Here is a 16190-nt window from a genome sequence, read left to right on the forward strand (position 1 = left end):
GCGAGTGGGCGTGGTCCGGAACAAGTGAATACAAAATTGCCGACAACAATTCACAAAGTCCCTCCCTGAAGAGCGGGTTCAGTGTGGCGGGCGCGCCGATCTCACCGATACCGTCGATTTCTTGATCGCACTGATGTCTTACGGGGAGTCAACTGTGGAGCGCGGTTCTTTGTCCGGTATATCCAAATCCAGATCGTTTTTTGTCGAAATGGATGGAATCCGGTATGAGTGACCTGCGCCTCGACGACACCATATTCGCGGACCTCAAGAAGACCTTCTCCTCGATAAGCGACCGCATGGAAGCGACCCGGCGCAGCCTGCGCAGCGCGGACGCCTCGTGCGTCGGGGAGAGCGGGCTCGTCGAGGACGTGCAGGACTTCGCCGACGACTGGGGCTACGGCATCAAGCAGCTCGGCAAGCACACCCAGGGTGCCGTGAAGATGATCAACAAGATCGCCGAGACCTTCGACGGACTGGACCTGGAGCTGGCCGAGTCCCTCAAGGCCGCCAAGGCCTCGAAGAAGGGCAAGTAGCGTGGCCGGCCAGCGGATCGTCCCGCCGAGCATAGGTTGGGATCCCACCCCCGGGGATGTCGAGGACACCCGCGACCTCGCCAAGCGGCTCGGCAGGCTGGCGAGCGAACTCGGCACCGCGCTGGGGGAGTTGGAGCGGATCGAGTGCGGCGACTGGAAGGGCAAGACCGCGGTCGCCTTCACCGAGTACATAGGCGAGGACGTCACCCCGCTCATCCGCAAGAGCCACGACTCCTTCGACAAGGCCTCACGTGCGCTGCACAAGTGGGCGGGCGAACTCCAGGACTTCCAGGACGAGACGGACCGCCTGGACAAGTCCGCCAAGGAGAAGCTCGACGCCAAGTCGGACGCCGAGGCGAAGGCAGGCGGCAACGGCAGCGACGAGCTCGGCAAGGCTTCCGGCGACGTCAACGGGGTCATCCAGAAGGTCCACGAACTCGAAGAGCGCTACCGGCGCGCCGCCGGCCACATCAGCAGGGAGCTGGACAAGGCCGCCGACATCGCCCCTGACGAGCCCGGCTTCTGGGACAAGCTCGGCACGGGCATCGCCGACGCGTGGGGTGCCACCGGCGACTGGCTCAAGGACCACGCCGACATGATCAAGGAGATCGGCGACGTACTGAGCCTGGTCAGCAGCGCCCTGGGTGTTCTTGCGATCATCACGGCCCCCTTCGAACCGATCGGGGCGATCTTCGCCGCCGCGGCGATGATCACGAGCGGGGCGGCGCTGCTGACTCATGTGGTGGCCAAGGCGGCGGGTGCGGACGTGAGTTGGGCGGACATCGGATTCGATGCGCTGGGGATTCTGCCTGGGGTGAAGGGGCTCACTGGGACTGCGGCGCTCGCCAAGGGCACCAGTGCCACCGCTCGTGCCGCCAAGCTCGGCTCGGGTTATCGCGGGGTGACGGACATCAGCAAGACGTTCGTTCTCTTCGGCCCCTTGAAGGCCACTCCCGTCGTCAAACTCGGCGCGGGCGGCAGCCGTATGGCTCTCGCCGTCGAGAGCGGACTGCAGAACGTCCGTCAGGGGCAATGGCTCGGTACCCAGGGAATCAACCTGATCGGGTCCAAGCTACCGTTCATCAAGAGCGCCGAAGTGATCGCGCCGATGGGGAACGCCGGTCGCGCCCTGGACGCCACCATCAAGGCAGGGCTCACCGGCAACAAGGCCAACACCATCGCAAACAACGATTACGGGAACTGAGCACGTCCGTACGTGATCGCCGCCGACTCGTGAGAAGAAACAGTCACAGTATGGACAACTCCGAAGAACGCCAGGTGCTGGGTGTGGAAGGCATGGCGCTGCCGCCAATGGCCCTCCGTCTGCCCGAAGGTATGCACGCGATCGAGGTCTCCCTGAATGAGACCGAACGGACCGAAGCCGTAAGGATGTTGGTTCAGGACATTTACCCACGAGGCGAGGAGCCTCTGTGGGAGGCCATGAGCGGACTGTACGGCGCGACAGCACAGGAAATGCTGGCAGGTGGTGTCTCGTTCTTCGGCATCGGCCTGTACGACATCGGGGATGGCGGCGGCGTAGCGCACTGTTCGCTCACCGTGGCGGTGTTCGAGTCCGGAGAGACGGACCCGGACACCGTCGCTCAGGGAATCTTTGCGATTCTCAACCCCGACCCTATGCGCGATGTGACGTGGCTCGACCTGCCCTGTGGTCCAGCGGTCTCGGTGATCTCCTTCCGTAAGCTTGTGGTGGACGGTCAGTACGCGAAAAGCGGCCAGGACGAGGAATTGGTGATGGGGCAGATCCAGGTGCACGTTCCGTTCTCGACAGGCCCCTTTACTGCCGTGATCACTTTGGACACGGCCTCCGTAGAACAATGGGATGAATTCACGCACGCCATTGCGGGAATTGTTGGGTCGTTGGAGTTCCCCGCATTGCCCGCCCAGAGAGGTCAGCCTGGCTGACTCGTCCGAACTTGCCCACGGGGACAACTCAGGAACGTAGGAGAGAGACGTACTGATGGACTGGTATCCCGCAGCCGACGAAGACCTGCTCCTTCGCACCACGGCCAAGTTCGCCACTGGCGTGGCTCCGGCCGTCTCCGGAAGCAGATGGTTCCGGGGCCCCGAACGCAACGACATCCAGGAAGAGTTGCCCGGTTGGCCGCCCGGCCCAGCCTTCAGCCCGCACGCGGCGGGCGACCAGGCCGCTCGCCGGGCCGGCCGTGCCTTCCTGGTGGGTATTCCGTTGATCGCGAACCTCATCGCCAACATCGGGGGAGCCTCCGGCTCGCCCTTCGGGGACGTACCGGTGCGAGGAAAGCCGGAGGAACCGGAGAACGAGGTCCACGACTTCCCCGTGATGTGGGCCGCCCACGGCACCCTCGCGCGTACGGTGCCATGGCAACTGGATCCCGCGCGGCGCCCAGAGGGATACACCACGGATCTCGCCCTGACCAGTCGGCGACTGCTCTTCCTCGGCACTCGCAGCGGCACCCTCGACAAGGCCGATGCGTTGGGTGAGTATCCGCGGGAGTCGATCGCAGGGGCCCGACGGATGAAGTTCAGCGAGGTTGGCGCAGATGTACGTATCACGTTCGCCGACCAGTCCTGGATCCGTCTCTTCACGGGCAGCCCCGACACTGCCGAGCGCCTCGCTGAGTTCCTCTCGGGCAGCGCACAAGGACTGCCCGAAAGTGCCCTGTCCGACGCTCAACGCCAGCGGGTTTCCCGCTTCGTGGCCGATCTCCCCGACACCGCGCAGCCGCCCGTGTACACGAGGCTGCCCAGCGGGATCGTCCTCGTTGAGGCCCGAGTCCCCGCGAAAGCGGGAAAGGGCCTATTTGAGACGCATTCGATTCTGATGGACGACTCGGGTGCCCCTGCCCAGCCGAAGCCCGGCGATCTGTAGAGCTAAATCCGGAGTCATAGCGAAGGAAGATTCACACCGATATGAGCGTCTGGGAGCCTGAACCGGGCGAGGTGCTCCTCGCCCGCGCTCCGATCACCTTCGTTACGGGCGAGGTCACGCGTGTCAGCGGAATGCGATGGTTTCGCGATCCTCAGCGTAACGACATACAGGACGAGCTTGCTGGTTGGCCAGTAGGACGGAAGTACCGGGCACGTTCAACGGGTAGCGTGATCGCTCGGAATGCTATCGCGGGCGTGCTGATCACTGCGGGAGTCGCTGTCCTGGCATTTCTCTCCGCCCACGGCGGGAACCTTGGCGGCCCTATGGAGCGGAACAAGCGCACCTCGCGTGACCGGGCGGACGAGATCGATGATTTTCCCGTCATGTGGGCTGCGCCGGGCACCATTGCCCGTACTCTGCCCTGGCAACTGGACCCCGGCCGCTCCTCCGAGAAACGTTATGGCACGCACGCGGTCCTCACTGACCGTCGGCTCGTGATCGTGGGTTTCCCCAACATAAAGGGGAATGCCTATCGAATTGACGATGAAATCCTCTGGGAGATCCCTCGGGCCGCCATCGAGAGAGTTGAACTGCGGGACTTCAAGGCCGCGCAGGATGTGAAGATTTTCTTTACGGACGGCTCATGGTGCAGATTGCGTAGCGTCAGCCGAGAACGGCTCACTCGGTATTTCATCGAACCTCTCGACTTCGTTCCGCTGGATTCCCTCACGCCGGCTCAACGGAAAACCGCCGAAGATTTTGCGGCTGCCCAAGCGCCGGATGCCGAACTGCCGCTCGTGCAGCGGAACCCGTGCGGCTGTTTCCGCGTCGAGGTGCTGGCGCTGAGCGCGGTTGAAGCGCTCTTCGGTCATTCCAGCAGGGACATGGTCATGGATGTGGGCGGCACCGAACTCCAGCTCATGGAGTACCACCCGGAAGACCTCCTGAGCTGACACTCGCCTGCGCGCAGTGTGCAGCTGGTCCAGTCCTTCCTCACCCCACCCCGCACTCCGCCCAAACCGTCTTCCGAGGCCGAGGCCCAACTCCACCCCCCACCGCTCCGCCAACGCCTCGACGATCACCAGCCCCCGCCCCGACTCGTTGTCCGGCGCCACCGCCCGCACCCCCAGCAACACGTCGCCCCGCGTGTCCGTCACCTCGATGCGCAGCGTGGCGCCGACGACGTACAGCCCGAGCCGGAAATCGCGGCCCGGTACGCGGCCGTGGGGCACCACGTTCGCCGCGAGTTCGGCGACGAGATGCTCGGCGGGGTCCAACGGGAGCCGCCAGTCGTGGAGTTGCTGTACCGCGAGCAGACGGCAAAGCCTCCCAAGGCCCCCGCCTCACCCTCGCCCCCACCATCTGGGCCGAGTTCATCTCGTACGCTTCCGGCAGTTGATCAACCGATCAAGCAACTGTCGGAGAGGTGTGCATGAACGCAGGTATACGCGGCCGAAGACGTACCGCCGCCGTGATCGCCACAGCCGGGGCCCTCGCACTCTCGGTGCTCAACGCCCCGGCCGCGCAGGCCAGGGACACGGGCATCGTCCTGTCGGACCTCGTGATCAACAACGGCAGGCCGGTGGTTGTCGGCACGTCGAGGGTGGTGGAACCGCCCATCAGTTTCAATATCGCCCTACCTCCCGGGTACAGCACAGAGCACCCGTTCCGCTATGACGCGCACCCCTTCCTGTACCGGGGAAGCCTGACGGAGGCGGCCGACACCGGAGACAGCTACATAGGGCCGGGCGGATACACCTGCTTCGACGTCAGCTCCAAGAGGGCCCGTTGCGAGGGCACCCTGTACATCGATCCCCATCCGTCGCGTGAGCAGGTCGACTCCAACAGCGACGCCACCAAGTGGAAGATCGCTGTGTCGCTCCGCCTGTTCAAGGCCGACGAGGTCACTCTCGTCGCCCAGGAGTTCGAGACAAGGCCCGGAGGCGTCTCCCTCAGACGCGCCGCGAATCTCACCGCCGCCGACGCCACCCCGGAGCCGGTCGCCAAGGGCAAGAAGGTCACCGTCGCGGGCAAGCTCACCCGGGCGAACTGGACCACCCACAAGAACGGCCCCTACGTCGGCAGCGCCGTGAGACTCCAGTTCCGCGCCAAGGGTGCCACCACCTTCAAGACGCTCAAGTGGGTCACCACCAACAGTGCGGGTGCCCTCCGCACCCAGGTCACGGCCTCCACCGACGGCTTCTTCCGGTGGATGTTCTACGGCAACACCACGACCGGCACCGCGACCAGCGGCCAGGACTACATCGACGTGCGCTGATCGTCGTACTACGGATGCGCCCGGGTGGGGACACGCCCTGTCCGGGTTTGACCTTCGTCACCCTGGGGGTATTCTCTCCGGCTCGATTGGCGGAGGCCATGCCCCGTATGGCAGACTGTCCGAGTTGCTCGGTCGAGTTGTCGATGCTGCGCGCCTCCCGCCGGGAGGACCGAAAGCGAGTCCCACAGTACTCGTCGTCCCATCTGTCGTAAGGCAGCGCTGGGGCGGACGTACGGGAATCTTTCGGGAAGTGTCAGTGCGGCGCCGGCCAGGCACCCGGTGGGTTTCGCGTCAGGAAGTTTGGCGCAATCGCCCTCGGCCTGCGGTTCCGGAAGGGCCGTGCTTCCCGTGCAGGGACGTCTCATATGGGACATCCATGTCGGTGAGAGCGCGACACACCCGACCGCGTGGGTCGGACAAGCAGGGCGAAGAAGTGAGTACGGAACACCGGGTTCCAGAGCGTACGAAGAGACAGGACTACTGAGTAGCCATGGCGGGACAGAAGATCCGCATCCGGCTCAAGGCCTACGACCACGAGGTCATCGATTCCTCGGCGAAGAAGATCGTCGAGACGGTGACACGCACTGGTGCGTCGGTCGCGGGCCCGGTGCCGCTGCCCACTGAGAAGAACGTGTACTGCGTCATCAAGTCGCCGCACAAGTACAAGGACTCTCGCGAGCACTTCGAGATGCGCACGCACAAGCGCCTGATCGACATTCTCGACCCGACGCCCAAGACCGTTGACTCTCTGATGCGACTCGACCTCCCGGCCGGTGTCGACATCGAGATCAAGCTCTAGGGGACGGTGATCTGAGAATGGCTAAGCAGATCAAGGGCATCCTGGGCGAGAAGCTCGGCATGACGCAGGTGTGGGACGAGAACAACCGTGTTGTTCCCGTCACCGTCGTCAAGGCCGGTCCGAACGTCGTGACCCAGGTCCGTACGAATGACTCCGACGGCTACGAGTCGGTCCAGATCGCCTTCGGCGAGATCGACCCTCGCAAGGTGAACAAGCCCCTCAAGGGTCACTTCGCCAAGGCTGACGTCACCCCCCGCCGCCACCTCGTCGAGATCCGTACCGCTGACGCCAGCGAGTACACCCTCGGCCAGGAGATCACCGCCGAGACCTTCGAGGCCGGCGTCAAGGTGGATGTGACCGGCAACAGCAAGGGCAAGGGCTTCGCCGGTGTCATGAAGCGTCACAACTTCAAGGGACTCGGCGCCGGCCACGGTGTCCAGCGCAAGCACCGCTCCCCCGGCTCGATCGGTGGCTGTGCCACCCCCGGCCGTGTGTTCAAGGGCGTCCGCATGGCGGGCCGCATGGGCAACGAGCGGGTCACCACCCAGAACCTGACCGTCCACGCCGTTGACGCGGAGAAGGGTCTGCTGCTCATCAAGGGCGCGATTCCTGGTCCGAACGGCGGCCTCGTCCTGGTCCGCACCGCGGCCAAGGGGGCCTGAGGTACCGATGAGCACTGTTGACATCCTTTCGCCCGCTGGCGAGAAGGCCGGAAGCGTCGAGCTCCCCGCGGAGATCTTCGACGTAGAGAAGATCAGCATCCCGCTGCTTCACCAGGTCGTCGTCGCACAGCTGGCCGCTGCCCGTCAGGGCACGCACAAGACCAAGACCCGCGCCGAGGTCCGTGGTGGCGGTAGGAAGCCCTACCGTCAGAAGGGCACCGGCCGCGCCCGTCAGGGTTCGACCCGTGCGCCGCAGTTCGCCGGCGGTGGCGTCGTTCACGGCCCCACCCCGCGTGACTACTCGCAGCGGACCCCGAAGAAGATGAAGGCCGCGGCCCTGCGCCACGCCCTCACCGACCGGGCCCGCAACGCTCGAATCCACGTCATCACCGGCGTGATCGAGGGCGACACCCCCTCCACCAAGGCCGCGAAGAGCTTCCTCGGCAAGGTCAGCGAGCGCAAGAACGTGCTCCTGGTCATCGAGCGCTCCGACGAGGCCGGGCTGCTTTCCGCCCGCAACCTGCCCCAGGTGCACATCCTGGACCCGGGCCAGCTGAACACGTACGACGTTCTCGTCTCGGACGACGTGGTCTTCACCCAGGCCGCTTTCGAGTCCTTCGTGTCCGGCCCCAAGGCCACTGACACCGAAGGGAGCGAGGTCTGATGGCGATCCGTCACCCCGCCATTGCCTCCAAGGCGGCCAAGGTCGCCAAGGCCGCGCGCGTCGCCAAGGCGAAGCGCCACGAGGCCGAGGGCAAGAACACCGTCGTCACGCCGGTCAGCAAGTCGTACACGGACCCCCGTGACGTCCTGCTGAAGCCGGTCGTGTCCGAGAAGAGCTACGCGCTCATCGACGAGAACAAGTACACGTTCATCGTCGCTCCCGGCAGCAACAAGACCCAGATCAAGCAGGCCGTCCAGGCGGTCTTCTCGGTCAAGGTCACCGGGGTCAACACGATCAACCGCATCGGCAAGCGCAAGCGCACCAAGAGCGGTTTCGGTAAGCGCGCTGACACCAAGCGCGCGATCGTGACCCTCGCCGAGGGCGACCGTATCGACATCTTCGGCGGTCCGGCCGCGTAAGCGGGTCGGATCGTCCGATATCGGACGAGGACTGAGAAATGGGAATCCGCAAGTACAAGCCGACTACGCCGGGCCGCCGTGGCTCCAGCGTCGCCGACTTCGTCGAGGTCACGCGGTCCACGCCGGAGAAGTCGCTGGTTCGCCCCCTGCACAGCAAGGGCGGCCGTAACAATTCCGGTCGTGTGACCGTTCGCCACCAGGGTGGCGGACACAAGCGCGCCTACCGAGTGATCGACTTCCGTCGTCACGACAAGGACGGCGTGCCGGCGAAGGTCGCGCACATCGAGTACGACCCCAACCGCACCGCGCGCATCGCGCTGCTGCACTACGCGGACGGCGAGAAGCGTTACATCCTCGCCCCCCGCAACCTGTCGCAGGGTGACCGCGTCGAGAACGGTCCTGGGGCCGACATCAAGCCGGGCAACAACCTGGCGCTCCGCAACATCCCGGTCGGTACCACGATCCACGCGATCGAGATCCGTCCCGGTGGCGGCGCCAAGTTCGCCCGCTCCGCCGGTGCCTCGGTGCAGCTGCTGGCGAAGGAGGGCACGATGGCCCACCTTCGTATGCCCTCCGGTGAGATCCGTCTGGTCGACCAGCGCTGCCGCGCCACGGTCGGCGAGGTCGGCAACGCCGAGCAGAGCAACATCAACTGGGGCAAGGCCGGCCGTAAGCGCTGGCTGGGCGTCCGCCCGACCGTCCGCGGTGTGGCGATGAACCCGGTTGACCACCCGCACGGTGGTGGTGAAGGCAAGACCTCCGGTGGTCGTCACCCGGTCTCGCCGTGGGGTCAGAAGGAGGGTCGTACTCGTTCGCCGAAGAAGGCTTCGAACAAGTACATCGTCCGCCGCCGCAAGACGAACAAGAAGCGCTAGGAGCGGGTTTAGATGCCGCGCAGTCTCAAGAAGGGACCCTTCGTCGACGGACACCTTGTAAAGAAGGTGGACGTACAGAACGAAGCCGGTACCAAGAACGTCATCAAGACCTGGTCCCGTCGCTCGATGATCATCCCGGCCATGCTCGGCCACACGATCGCGGTGCACAACGGCAAGACCCACATTCCGGTGTTTGTCACCGAGTCGATGGTCGGCCACAAGCTCGGCGAGTTCTCGCCGACGCGCACCTTCCGGGGTCACGTCAAGGACGACCGGAAGTCGAAGCGCCGCTAACGCGGGGTGGAATCGACCATGACAGACACTGGAAGGACAACCATGGAAGCCAGGGCCCAGGCGCGGTACATCCGCGTTACGCCCATGAAGGCCCGCCGTGTGGTGGACCTTATCCGTGGCATGGATGCCACGGAGGCTCAGGCGGTCCTGCGTTTCGCCCCGCAGGCCGCGAGCGTGCCGGTCGGCAAGGTGCTTGACAGCGCCATCGCCAACGCCGCACACAACTACGACCACACCGACGCCGACAGCCTCGTCATCACTGAGGCGTACGTCGACGAGGGTCCGACCCTGAAGCGGTTCCGTCCGCGTGCCCAGGGCCGCGCCTACCGGATCCGCAAGCGGACCAGCCACATCACCGTGGTCGTCAGCAGCAAGGAAGGTTCCCGGTAATGGGCCAGAAGGTAAACCCGCACGGGTTCCGACTCGGCATCACCACCGACTTCAAGTCGCGTTGGTACGCCGACAAGCTGTACAAGGACTACGTCGGTGAAGACGTCGCCATCCGTCGGATGATGACGTCCGGCATGGAGCGCGCCGGCATCTCGAAGGTTGAGATCGAGCGCACCCGTGACCGCGTCCGCGTCGACATCCACACCGCGCGTCCGGGCATCGTCATCGGCCGCCGTGGCGCCGAGGCCGACCGTATTCGCGGCGACCTGGAGAAGCTGACCAAGAAGCAGGTCCAGCTCAACATCCTCGAGGTCAAGAACCCCGAGCTCGATGCTCAGCTGGTCGCTCAGGCCGTCGCCGAGCAGCTGTCCTCCCGCGTCTCCTTCCGTCGGGCCATGCGTAAGAGCATGCAGTCGACGATGAAGGCCGGCGCCAAGGGCATCAAGATCCAGTGTGGTGGCCGTCTCGGCGGCGCCGAGATGTCCCGCTCGGAGTTCTACCGCGAGGGCCGTGTGCCCCTGCACACGCTCCGCGCGAACGTCGACTACGGCTTCTTCGAGGCCAAGACGACCTTCGGCCGTATCGGTGTGAAGGTCTGGATCTACAAGGGCGACGTCAAGAACATCGCCGAGGTCCGCGCCGAGAACGCTGCTGCCCGTGCGGGTAACCGCCCGGCCCGTGGCGGTGCCGGTGGCGGCAGTGACCGTCCGGCCCGTGGTGGTGGCCGTGGTGGCGAGCGTGGCGGCCGCGGCCGCAAGCCGCAGCAGGCTCCCGCTGCCGAGGCCCCCAAGGCCGAGGCCCCGGCGGCTGCCGCTCCGGCTGCTGAAAGCACCGGAACGGAGGCCTGACCGAAATGCTGATCCCCCGTAGGGTCAAGCACCGCAAGCAGCACCACCCGAAGCGTCGTGGCATGTCCAAGGGTGGTACGACGGTCGCGTTCGGCGAGTACGGCATTCAGGCCGTCACGCCGGCGTACGTGACCAACCGCCAGATCGAGGCGGCCCGTATCGCGATGACCCGCCACATCAAGCGTGGCGGCAAGGTCTGGATCAACATCTATCCGGACCGCCCGCTCACGAAGAAGCCTGCCGAGACCCGCATGGGTTCCGGTAAGGGTTCTCCGGAGTGGTGGATCGCGAACGTGCACCCCGGTCGGGTCATGTTCGAACTGTCCTACCCCAACGAGAAGATCGCCCGTGAGGCCCTCACTCGCGCAGCCCACAAGCTGCCGATGAAGTGCCGGATCGTCAAGCGCGAGGCAGGTGAAGCGTGATGTCGGCCGGTACCAAGGCGTCCGAGCTGCGCGAACTGGGTGACGAGGAGCTTCTTGCGAAGCTCCGCGAAGCCAAGGAAGAGCTGTTCAACCTCCGCTTCCAGGCGGCGACCGGTCAGCTCGAGAACCACGGTCGGCTCAAGGCCGTCCGTAAGGACATCGCGCGGATCTACACCCTGATGCGTGAGCGCGAGCTGGGCATCGAAACGGTGGAGAGCGCCTGATGAGCGAGAGCAACGTGACTGAGCAGAGCACCGAAGCCCGTGGCTTCCGCAAGACCCGTGAGGGTCTCGTCGTCAGCGACAAGATGGACAAGACCGTCGTCGTCGCCGTCGAGGACCGCGTGAAGCACGCGCTGTACGGCAAGGTCATCCGCCGTACGAGCAAGCTCAAGGCCCACGACGAGCAGAACGCCGCCGGCGTCGGCGACCGTGTCCTCCTCATGGAGACCCGGCCGCTGTCCTCGACGAAGCGCTGGCGCATCGTCGAGATCCTCGAGAAGGCCAAGTAGTCCCTGCGGGACTGAACCCCCGCAGACAGACTCGCCGCCCCGGGTGGAGTTCCGTAGTCCGTAAGTCGACTTACGGAACTCCGGCCGGAAACCGGATGGGCTGCGTGAATCACGCGCGCAAGCAGCGTGAGTGACTTACGCAGCCCGCCGGGCGGCCCAAGTAAATTCCTGCGGGGGCTACCCGCAGGACAGTTCCGCCAGGCTCGGTGAGCTCCGCAGAACCCTTGCGGAGCTCGCCGGGAACCGGCAGACAATCAGGAGATAGACGTGATCCAGCAGGAGTCGCGACTGCGTGTCGCCGACAACACTGGTGCGAAGGAAATCCTTTGCATCCGTGTCCTCGGTGGCTCCGGTCGCCGCTACGCGGGCATCGGCGACGTGATCGTCGCCACCGTCAAGGACGCGATCCCCGGTGGCAACGTGAAGAAGGGTGACGTCATCAAGGCCGTCATCGTTCGCACCGTCAAGGAGCGCCGCCGTCCGGACGGCTCGTACATCCGCTTCGACGAGAACGCCGCTGTTGTTCTGAAGAACGACGGCGACCCTCGTGGCACCCGTATCTTCGGCCCGGTCGGCCGGGAGCTGCGCGAGAAGAAGTTCATGAAGATCATCTCGCTCGCGCCGGAGGTGCTGTAAGCATGAAGATCAAGAAGGGCGACCTGGTTCAGGTCATCACCGGTAAGGACAAGGGCAAGCAGGGCAAGGTCATCGCGGCCTTCCCCCGTGAGGACCGCGTCCTGGTCGAGGGTGTCAACCGGGTCAAGAAGCACACCAAGGCCGGCCCGACCGCTCGCGGTTCGCAGGCCGGCGGCATCGTCACGACCGAGGCGCCCGTCCACGTCTCCAACGTCCAGCTGGTCGTTGAGAAGGACGGCAACAAGGTTGTCACGCGTGTCGGTTACCGCTTCGACGACGAGGGCAACAAGATCCGCGTTGCCAAGCGGACGGGTGAGGACATCTGATGACTACCACCACTCCGCGTCTCAAGACGAAGTACCGCGAGGACATCGCGGGCAAGCTGCGTGAGGAGTTCTCCTACGAGAACGTCATGCAGATCCCCGGCCTCGTCAAGATCGTGGTCAACATGGGTGTGGGCGACGCCGCCCGCGACTCCAAGCTGATCGAGGGCGCCATCCGCGACCTCACCACGATCACCGGTCAGAAGCCGGCCGTCACCAAGGCCCGCAAGTCCATCGCGCAGTTCAAGCTGCGTGAGGGTCAGCCGATCGGTGCCCACGTCACGCTTCGTGGCGACCGCATGTGGGAGTTCCTGGACCGCACCCTGTCGCTCGCGCTGCCGCGCATCCGCGACTTCCGTGGTCTGTCTCCCAAGCAGTTCGACGGCCGTGGCAACTACACCTTCGGTCTCACCGAGCAGGTCATGTTCCACGAGATCGACCAGGACAAGATCGACCGCACCCGGGGTATGGACATCACCGTGGTGACCACGGCGACCAACGACGCTGAGGGCCGCGCGCTCCTCCGTCACCTCGGCTTCCCCTTCAAGGAGGCGTAAGCGAGATGGCGAAGAAGGCTCTGATTGCCAAGGCTGCTCGTAAGCCCAAGTTCGGCGTACGTGGCTACACGCGCTGCCAGCGCTGTGGTCGTCCGCACTCCGTGTACCGCAAGTTCGGCCTGTGCCGCGTGTGCCTTCGTGAGATGGCTCACCGTGGCGAGCTGCCGGGCGTGACCAAGAGCTCCTGGTAATCCCGTTTTCTAGGGATTCCCGAAGCTCTCGGTAAGCAATGGGCGTGTCAGGCGCCCACCCTTTCATGGCTTAGGCTTGGAGGGTTGGGCGCCTGATTGCCGCCCGTACGACTTACTACGCCGTAGGTCCCCCGCACCGCACCCGTCCCGCCACTGAGTGAGTGGGGAGAGGGATGGCGCATTCAGGAAACCCCGGCGAGAGAGGCCGAAGGCCAATTCATGACCATGACTGATCCGATCGCGGACATGCTGACTCGTCTGCGTAACGCGAACTCGGCATACCACGACACCGTGGGTATGCCGCACAGCAAGATCAAGTCGCACATCGCGGAGATCCTCCAGCAGGAGGGCTTCATCACGGGCTGGAAGGTCGAGGACGCCGAGGTCGGCAAGAACCTCGTTCTCGAGCTGAAGTTCGGCCCGAACCGTGAGCGCTCCATCGCGGGCATCAAGCGGATCTCCAAGCCCGGTCTCCGGGTTTACGCGAAGTCCACCAACCTGCCGAAGGTGCTCGGCGGCCTGGGCGTGGCGATCATCTCCACGTCGCACGGTCTCCTCACCGACAAGCAGGCCGGCAAGAAGGGCGTAGGCGGAGAAGTCCTCGCCTACGTCTGGTAGAAGGGAACGGAGGAAACAGCTATGTCGCGTATTGGCAAGCTCCCCATCACGGTTCCCGCCGGCGTGGACGTCACCATCGATGGCCGCACGGTCCAGGTGAAGGGCCCCAAGGGCTCCCTCTCCCACACCGTCGCTGCGCCGATCGACATCGCCAAGGGTGAGGACGGCGTTCTCAACGTCACCCGCCCCAACGACGAGCGTCAGAACAAGGCCCTGCACGGCCTGTCCCGCACGCTGGTGGCGAACATGATCACCGGCGTGACCGCGGGTTACGTGAAGAAGCTCGAGATCAGCGGTGTCGGTTACCGCGTGGCGGCGAAGGGCACGAGCCTCGAGTTCGCGCTCGGCTACAGCCACCCGATCACCGTCGAAGCGCCCGAGGGCATCAGCTTCAAGGTCGAGAACCCGACGCGGTTCTCGGTCGAGGGCATCGACAAGCAGAAGGTCGGCGAGGTTGCGGCCAACATCCGCAAGCTGCGCAAGCCCGACCCGTACAAGGCCAAGGGTGTCAAGTACGAGGGCGAAGTCATCCGCCGCAAGGTCGGAAAGGCGGGTAAGTAAGCCATGGCATACGGTACGAAGATCGCTAAGGGCGACGCTTACAAGCGTGCTGCCATCAAGCGGCGTCACATCCGGATCCGTAAGAAGGTCAACGGAACGGCTGAGCGTCCCCGCCTGGTTGTAACCCGCTCGAACCGCCACATCGTGGCCCAGGTCATCGACGACATCCAGGGTCACACCCTGGCGTCGGCGTCGACCCTGGACGCCTCGATCCGCGGTGGCGAGGGCGAAGACAAGTCGGCGCAGGCAGGCAAGGTCGGCGCACTCGTCGCCGAGCGTGCCAAGGCCGCAGGTGTCGAGGCCGTCGTGTTCGACCGTGGTGGCAGCCGGTACGCCGGGCGTATCGCCGCCCTGGCCGACGCCGCCCGCGAAGCCGGGCTCAAGTTCTGAGCCGCCCGTCGCGCTCGCGACTTAACCGTCGCAGCGCAGCGTAGCTAGCGGAAAAAGAGAGAGGTAATCCAATGGCTGGACCCCAGCGCCGCGGAAGCGGTGCCGGTGGCGGCGAGCGGCGGGACCGGAAGGGCCGTGACGGCGGCGCTGCTGCCGCCGAGAAGACCGCGTACGTTGAGCGCGTTGTCGCGATCAACCGCGTCGCCAAGGTTGTGAAGGGTGGTCGTCGCTTCAGCTTCACTGCGCTCGTCGTAGTGGGCGATGGCGATGGCACCGTCGGTGTCGGTTACGGCAAGGCCAAGGAGGTGCCGGCCGCGATCGCCAAGGGTGTTGAAGAGGCCAAGAAGCACTTCTTCAAGGTCCCCCGCATCCAGGGCACCATCCCGCACCCGATCACGGGCGAGAAGGCCGCGGGCGTCGTCCTGCTCAAGCCTGCTTCCCCCGGTACCGGCGTTATCGCCGGTGGCCCGGTGCGTGCTGTCCTCGAGTGCGCCGGCGTTCACGACATCCTGTCGAAGTCGCTCGGCTCGTCCAACGCGATCAACATCGTGCACGCGACCGTGGCGGCCCTCAAGGGCCTGCAGCGTCCCGAGGAGATTGCGGCTCGCCGTGGTCTGCCCCTCGAGGACGTCGCCCCCGCGGCTCTGCTCCGTGCGCGTGCGGGAGCGGGTGCGTAATGGCTCGCCTCAAGGTCACGCAGACGAAGTCGTACATCGGCAGCAAGCAGAACCACCGTGACACCCTGCGGTCCCTTGGTCTCAAGGGGATCAACACCGTGGTCGTCAAGGAGGACCGCCCCGAGTTCCGCGGAATGGTTCACACCGTCCGCCACCTCGTGACGGTTGAGGAGGTCGACTGATCATGGCGGAGAACAACCCGCTCAAGATCCACAACCTCCGTCCTGCCCCCGGCGCCAAGACCGCCAAGACCCGTGTGGGTCGTGGTGAGGCGTCGAAGGGTAAGACGGCTGGACGTGGTACCAAGGGCACGAAGGCCCGTTACCAGGTTCCGGAGCGCTTCGAGGGTGGCCAGATGCCCCTCCACATGCGTCTCCCGAAGCTCAAGGGCTTCAAGAACCCGTTCAAGACCGAGTACCAGGTCGTGAACCTCGACAAGCTGGGCGCGCTGTACCCGGAGGGTGGCGAGGTCACCGTCGAGGGACTCGTCGCCAAGGGTGCCGTTCGCAAGAACAGCCTCGTCAAGGTCCTCGGCCAGGGCGAGATCTCCGTGGCGCTGCAGGTGACGGTCGACGCCGTCTCCGGCTCCGCCAAGGAGAAGATCACCGCCGCCGGCGGTACCGTCACCGAGCTGCTCTGAACACCACAGGCGTCTCGATGACCTGAGCGA

27 protein-coding genes and 1 pseudogene are annotated in these 16190 nt (G+C 65.1%); 27 read left to right on the forward strand and 1 reads right to left on the reverse strand.

What is annotated here, in order from left to right; genetic code table 11:
* Positions 1–224 precede the first annotated feature (224 nt).
* Genes OG734_RS29950 through OG734_RS29970 form a run of 5 tightly spaced genes read left to right on the forward strand, consistent with a single transcriptional unit; the run spans position 225 to position 4355 of the window.
* Positions 225–533 carry a hypothetical protein gene (locus tag OG734_RS29950; protein WP_319206638.1) on the forward strand — a complete coding sequence of 103 codons (309 nt, stop codon included), beginning with the start codon at positions 225–227 and terminating at the stop codon, positions 531–533.
* Between the two features lies 1 nt (position 534).
* Positions 535–1737 carry an enoyl-CoA hydratase/isomerase family protein gene (locus OG734_RS29955; RefSeq protein ID WP_330290572.1) on the forward strand — a complete coding sequence of 401 codons (1203 nt, stop codon included), beginning with the start codon at positions 535–537 and terminating at the stop codon, positions 1735–1737.
* A 50-nt stretch (positions 1738–1787) separates the two neighbouring features.
* Positions 1788–2456 carry a hypothetical protein gene (locus OG734_RS29960; protein ID WP_330290573.1) on the forward strand — a complete coding sequence of 223 codons (669 nt, stop codon included), beginning with the start codon at positions 1788–1790 and terminating at the stop codon, positions 2454–2456.
* Between the two features lie 55 nt (positions 2457–2511).
* The gene (locus OG734_RS29965) at positions 2512–3402 is read left to right on the forward strand and encodes a hypothetical protein (protein ID WP_330290574.1); all 891 of its coding nucleotides are present in this window, start codon (positions 2512–2514) and stop codon (positions 3400–3402) included.
* A gap of 41 nt (positions 3403–3443) precedes the next feature.
* A complete protein-coding gene (locus OG734_RS29970; RefSeq protein ID WP_330290575.1) occupies positions 3444–4355 on the forward strand; it encodes a hypothetical protein in 912 nt (303 codons plus the stop codon).
* A 40-nt stretch (positions 4356–4395) separates the two neighbouring features.
* Here OG734_RS29970 and OG734_RS29975 read toward each other — a convergent pair.
* Positions 4396–4718: pseudogene (locus OG734_RS29975) on the reverse strand (ATP-binding protein).
* 116 nt (positions 4719–4834) lie between these two features.
* Here OG734_RS29975 and OG734_RS29980 point away from each other — a divergent pair.
* The 22 genes from OG734_RS29980 (at position 4835) to rplO (ending at position 16160) form a co-directional block, all read left to right on the forward strand.
* The gene (locus OG734_RS29980; RefSeq protein WP_330290576.1) at positions 4835–5680 is read left to right on the forward strand and encodes a hypothetical protein; all 846 of its coding nucleotides are present in this window, start codon (positions 4835–4837) and stop codon (positions 5678–5680) included.
* A 490-nt stretch (positions 5681–6170) separates the two neighbouring features.
* Positions 6171–6479, forward strand: coding sequence for a 30S ribosomal protein S10 (gene rpsJ / locus OG734_RS29985; RefSeq protein WP_003948644.1), 309 nt, complete (start codon positions 6171–6173; stop codon positions 6477–6479).
* Positions 6480–6496: 17 nt separating this feature from the next.
* The gene (rplC, locus tag OG734_RS29990; RefSeq protein WP_053746348.1) at positions 6497–7141 is read left to right on the forward strand and encodes a 50S ribosomal protein L3; all 645 of its coding nucleotides are present in this window, start codon (positions 6497–6499) and stop codon (positions 7139–7141) included.
* A 7-nt stretch (positions 7142–7148) separates the two neighbouring features.
* Positions 7149–7805: a 50S ribosomal protein L4 gene (gene rplD / locus OG734_RS29995; RefSeq protein ID WP_006375997.1), complete on the forward strand. Its 657-nt coding sequence runs from the start codon at positions 7149–7151 to the stop codon at positions 7803–7805.
* Entirely contained in the window at positions 7805–8224 is a 420-nt protein-coding gene (rplW, locus tag OG734_RS30000) for a 50S ribosomal protein L23 (RefSeq protein ID WP_330290577.1), read from the forward strand. The genes rplD and rplW overlap by 1 nt, the downstream gene beginning before the upstream one ends.
* A gap of 38 nt (positions 8225–8262) precedes the next feature.
* Positions 8263–9099: a 50S ribosomal protein L2 gene (gene rplB, locus OG734_RS30005; RefSeq protein ID WP_006376052.1), complete on the forward strand. Its 837-nt coding sequence runs from the start codon at positions 8263–8265 to the stop codon at positions 9097–9099.
* 12 nt (positions 9100–9111) lie between these two features.
* The gene (rpsS, locus tag OG734_RS30010; protein WP_024755409.1) at positions 9112–9393 is read left to right on the forward strand and encodes a 30S ribosomal protein S19; all 282 of its coding nucleotides are present in this window, start codon (positions 9112–9114) and stop codon (positions 9391–9393) included.
* Positions 9394–9435: 42 nt separating this feature from the next.
* Complete coding sequence (rplV, locus tag OG734_RS30015; protein ID WP_006376023.1) at positions 9436–9783, forward strand: 50S ribosomal protein L22; 348 nt, start codon at positions 9436–9438, stop codon at positions 9781–9783.
* Positions 9783–10631, forward strand: a complete 849-nt coding sequence (gene rpsC, locus OG734_RS30020) for a 30S ribosomal protein S3 (RefSeq protein ID WP_053746346.1) — start codon at positions 9783–9785, stop codon at positions 10629–10631. Before rplV ends, rpsC begins: the two co-directional genes overlap by 1 nt.
* A 5-nt stretch (positions 10632–10636) precedes the next feature.
* Positions 10637–11056, forward strand: a complete 420-nt coding sequence (rplP, locus tag OG734_RS30025; protein WP_319206662.1) for a 50S ribosomal protein L16 — start codon at positions 10637–10639, stop codon at positions 11054–11056.
* Positions 11056–11280: a 50S ribosomal protein L29 gene (rpmC, locus tag OG734_RS30030; protein ID WP_003998824.1), complete on the forward strand. Its 225-nt coding sequence runs from the start codon at positions 11056–11058 to the stop codon at positions 11278–11280. The genes rplP and rpmC overlap by 1 nt, the downstream gene beginning before the upstream one ends.
* A complete protein-coding gene (gene rpsQ, locus OG734_RS30035) occupies positions 11280–11567 on the forward strand; it encodes a 30S ribosomal protein S17 (protein ID WP_330290578.1) in 288 nt (95 codons plus the stop codon). Before rpmC ends, rpsQ begins: the two co-directional genes overlap by 1 nt.
* 267 nt (positions 11568–11834) lie before the next feature.
* Positions 11835–12203, forward strand: coding sequence for a 50S ribosomal protein L14 (gene rplN / locus OG734_RS30040; RefSeq protein ID WP_006376015.1), 369 nt, complete (start codon positions 11835–11837; stop codon positions 12201–12203).
* 2 nt (positions 12204–12205) lie between these two features.
* Entirely contained in the window at positions 12206–12529 is a 324-nt protein-coding gene (gene rplX / locus OG734_RS30045; RefSeq protein WP_052839850.1) for a 50S ribosomal protein L24, read from the forward strand.
* The gene (gene rplE, locus OG734_RS30050) at positions 12526–13083 is read left to right on the forward strand and encodes a 50S ribosomal protein L5 (protein ID WP_330293840.1); all 558 of its coding nucleotides are present in this window, start codon (positions 12526–12528) and stop codon (positions 13081–13083) included. The genes rplX and rplE overlap by 4 nt, the downstream gene beginning before the upstream one ends.
* 5 nt (positions 13084–13088) lie before the next feature.
* Complete coding sequence (locus OG734_RS30055) at positions 13089–13274, forward strand: type Z 30S ribosomal protein S14 (RefSeq protein ID WP_003948630.1); 186 nt, start codon at positions 13089–13091, stop codon at positions 13272–13274.
* A 219-nt stretch (positions 13275–13493) separates the two neighbouring features.
* Entirely contained in the window at positions 13494–13892 is a 399-nt protein-coding gene (rpsH, locus tag OG734_RS30060) for a 30S ribosomal protein S8 (RefSeq protein WP_010986352.1), read from the forward strand.
* Positions 13893–13913: 21 nt separating this feature from the next.
* Positions 13914–14453: a 50S ribosomal protein L6 gene (gene rplF / locus OG734_RS30065; protein ID WP_105974516.1), complete on the forward strand. Its 540-nt coding sequence runs from the start codon at positions 13914–13916 to the stop codon at positions 14451–14453.
* Positions 14454–14456: 3 nt separating this feature from the next.
* Positions 14457–14843, forward strand: coding sequence for a 50S ribosomal protein L18 (gene rplR / locus OG734_RS30070; protein ID WP_330290579.1), 387 nt, complete (start codon positions 14457–14459; stop codon positions 14841–14843).
* 71 nt (positions 14844–14914) lie between these two features.
* Positions 14915–15520, forward strand: a complete 606-nt coding sequence (gene rpsE, locus OG734_RS30075) for a 30S ribosomal protein S5 (protein WP_006376045.1) — start codon at positions 14915–14917, stop codon at positions 15518–15520.
* On the forward strand, positions 15520–15702 hold the full coding sequence (gene rpmD / locus OG734_RS30080) for a 50S ribosomal protein L30 (RefSeq protein WP_006376032.1): 183 nt from the start codon (positions 15520–15522) through the stop codon (positions 15700–15702). Before rpsE ends, rpmD begins: the two co-directional genes overlap by 1 nt.
* A gap of 2 nt (positions 15703–15704) precedes the next feature.
* Positions 15705–16160: a 50S ribosomal protein L15 gene (gene rplO / locus OG734_RS30085; RefSeq protein WP_067437940.1), complete on the forward strand. Its 456-nt coding sequence runs from the start codon at positions 15705–15707 to the stop codon at positions 16158–16160.
* The last annotated feature ends 30 nt before the right edge of the window (positions 16161–16190 follow it).

Source organism: Streptomyces sp. NBC_00576, from assembly GCF_036345175.1.
Taxonomy (GTDB): Bacteria; Actinomycetota; Actinomycetes; order Streptomycetales; family Streptomycetaceae; genus Streptomyces.

Coding starts and splice junctions, on each gene's coding strand:
- rpsC (WP_053746346.1), top strand. CDS start 9,783: ATGGGCCAGAAGGTAAACCCGCACGGGTTCCGACTCGGCATCACCACC.
- OG734_RS29950 (WP_319206638.1), top strand. CDS start 225: ATGAGTGACCTGCGCCTCGACGACACCATATTCGCGGACCTCAAGAAG.
- OG734_RS30055 (WP_003948630.1), top strand. CDS start 13,089: ATGGCGAAGAAGGCTCTGATTGCCAAGGCTGCTCGTAAGCCCAAGTTC.
- rplB (WP_006376052.1), top strand. CDS start 8,263: ATGGGAATCCGCAAGTACAAGCCGACTACGCCGGGCCGCCGTGGCTCC.
- rplR (WP_330290579.1), top strand. CDS start 14,457: ATGGCATACGGTACGAAGATCGCTAAGGGCGACGCTTACAAGCGTGCT.
- rpsJ (WP_003948644.1), top strand. CDS start 6,171: ATGGCGGGACAGAAGATCCGCATCCGGCTCAAGGCCTACGACCACGAG.
- rplV (WP_006376023.1), top strand. CDS start 9,436: ATGGAAGCCAGGGCCCAGGCGCGGTACATCCGCGTTACGCCCATGAAG.
- rpsH (WP_010986352.1), top strand. CDS start 13,494: ATGACCATGACTGATCCGATCGCGGACATGCTGACTCGTCTGCGTAAC.
- rplO (WP_067437940.1), top strand. CDS start 15,705: ATGGCGGAGAACAACCCGCTCAAGATCCACAACCTCCGTCCTGCCCCC.
- rpsS (WP_024755409.1), top strand. CDS start 9,112: ATGCCGCGCAGTCTCAAGAAGGGACCCTTCGTCGACGGACACCTTGTA.
- OG734_RS29960 (WP_330290573.1), top strand. CDS start 1,788: ATGGACAACTCCGAAGAACGCCAGGTGCTGGGTGTGGAAGGCATGGCG.
- rpmD (WP_006376032.1), top strand. CDS start 15,520: ATGGCTCGCCTCAAGGTCACGCAGACGAAGTCGTACATCGGCAGCAAG.
- rplX (WP_052839850.1), top strand. CDS start 12,206: ATGAAGATCAAGAAGGGCGACCTGGTTCAGGTCATCACCGGTAAGGAC.
- OG734_RS29970 (WP_330290575.1), top strand. CDS start 3,444: ATGAGCGTCTGGGAGCCTGAACCGGGCGAGGTGCTCCTCGCCCGCGCT.
- rpmC (WP_003998824.1), top strand. CDS start 11,056: ATGTCGGCCGGTACCAAGGCGTCCGAGCTGCGCGAACTGGGTGACGAG.
- rplC (WP_053746348.1), top strand. CDS start 6,497: ATGGCTAAGCAGATCAAGGGCATCCTGGGCGAGAAGCTCGGCATGACG.
- rplF (WP_105974516.1), top strand. CDS start 13,914: ATGTCGCGTATTGGCAAGCTCCCCATCACGGTTCCCGCCGGCGTGGAC.
- rplW (WP_330290577.1), top strand. CDS start 7,805: ATGGCGATCCGTCACCCCGCCATTGCCTCCAAGGCGGCCAAGGTCGCC.
- OG734_RS29980 (WP_330290576.1), top strand. CDS start 4,835: ATGAACGCAGGTATACGCGGCCGAAGACGTACCGCCGCCGTGATCGCC.
- rpsE (WP_006376045.1), top strand. CDS start 14,915: ATGGCTGGACCCCAGCGCCGCGGAAGCGGTGCCGGTGGCGGCGAGCGG.
- rplD (WP_006375997.1), top strand. CDS start 7,149: ATGAGCACTGTTGACATCCTTTCGCCCGCTGGCGAGAAGGCCGGAAGC.
- OG734_RS29965 (WP_330290574.1), top strand. CDS start 2,512: ATGGACTGGTATCCCGCAGCCGACGAAGACCTGCTCCTTCGCACCACG.
- rpsQ (WP_330290578.1), top strand. CDS start 11,280: ATGAGCGAGAGCAACGTGACTGAGCAGAGCACCGAAGCCCGTGGCTTC.
- rplP (WP_319206662.1), top strand. CDS start 10,637: ATGCTGATCCCCCGTAGGGTCAAGCACCGCAAGCAGCACCACCCGAAG.